This window comes from Limnochorda sp. (assembly GCF_047459355.1).
Taxonomy (GTDB): domain Bacteria; phylum Bacillota; class Limnochordia; order Limnochordales; family Limnochordaceae; genus Limnochorda.
On the sequence record NZ_VSCV01000118.1, the window covers coordinates 1 to 1,014 of the forward strand.

Consider the following 1,014-nt stretch of genomic DNA (forward strand, 5'->3'; position numbering starts at 1 on the left):
CGGAAGTGGGCGACAGCTTCGGCCAGGTGCCGGGCCAGCTCCGCCAGCCGGGCCGCCGACGCCGAAATCTCCTGCACCGCCTTCGACTGCTCCTCCGTGCTCGACGACACCTCCTCCGTCCCCGCCGCCGTCTCCTCCGTCACCGCCACGATGTTGTCCATCCCGTCCAACACCGAGCGCGCCCCGGCCGACAGCTCCTTGCTCGCCGAAGAAATCGCCTCCACCGATCGCACCACTTCCTGAACCGCCTCGTATATCGACTGGAAGCTCGCATCCGAGCGGGTGATCTCCTCCACAACCTCGTTCACCCGCTCCACCCCGCGACCCATCGACTCCACCGACTCCCGGGTGCTCCCTTGGATCTCCTCCACTATGCTCGTGATCCGCTCCGTCGCCTCCCGGGAACGGCTCGCCAGGTTCCGGATCTCGTTGGCCACCACCGCAAACCCCCGGCCCTGATCCCCAGCCCGGGCCGCCTCGATGGCCGCATTCAACGCCAGCAGGTTCGTCTGCTCGGCGATGTCCGTGATCAGCTCCACGATCTGGCCAATCTCCCGGGACTTGGCCCCCAGCTCGTTCACCGCCTCCGAGACCACCTGCATCGTCTCCTGGCTCTCCCGGGCCTTCGCCACCGACGCCTGGATGGCCTCACGACCCGCCTGGGCCGCCTCCAACGCCCCTTCCGCCCGCAGGGACGCCTCCTTCGCCCGGGCCGCCACCCCGTCCACCGCTCCCGACATCCCCCGGGCCACGTCGGCGATCTCCGTGGTGTTCCGGGCCTGCTCATCCGCTCCCCGGGCCAGCTGCTGGATCGCCTCGTTCACCTGCTCGGTGGCCCGGCCCACCCCTTGGGAGGCTTGGGCCAGCTCCTGGCTGGCCGTCTGCACCTCCGAGGCGGCGGCGGCCACGTCGGCGATCAGCCGGCTCAGCCGACCCGCGGCGGTGTTGAAGGAGCGGGCCAGCTCGCCCACCTCGTTCCGCCCCCGCTCCTGGACCCGGTAGGTGAGGTCACCG

At 70.5% G+C, this 1,014-nt stretch carries 1 protein-coding gene; it reads right to left on the reverse strand.

The window, feature by feature from the left end; all coding sequences use genetic code 11:
• Nucleotides 1-1,014 (reverse strand): methyl-accepting chemotaxis protein (locus FWJ67_RS11300; RefSeq protein ID WP_414482885.1); only part of this gene is annotated, 1,014 nt, incomplete at both ends.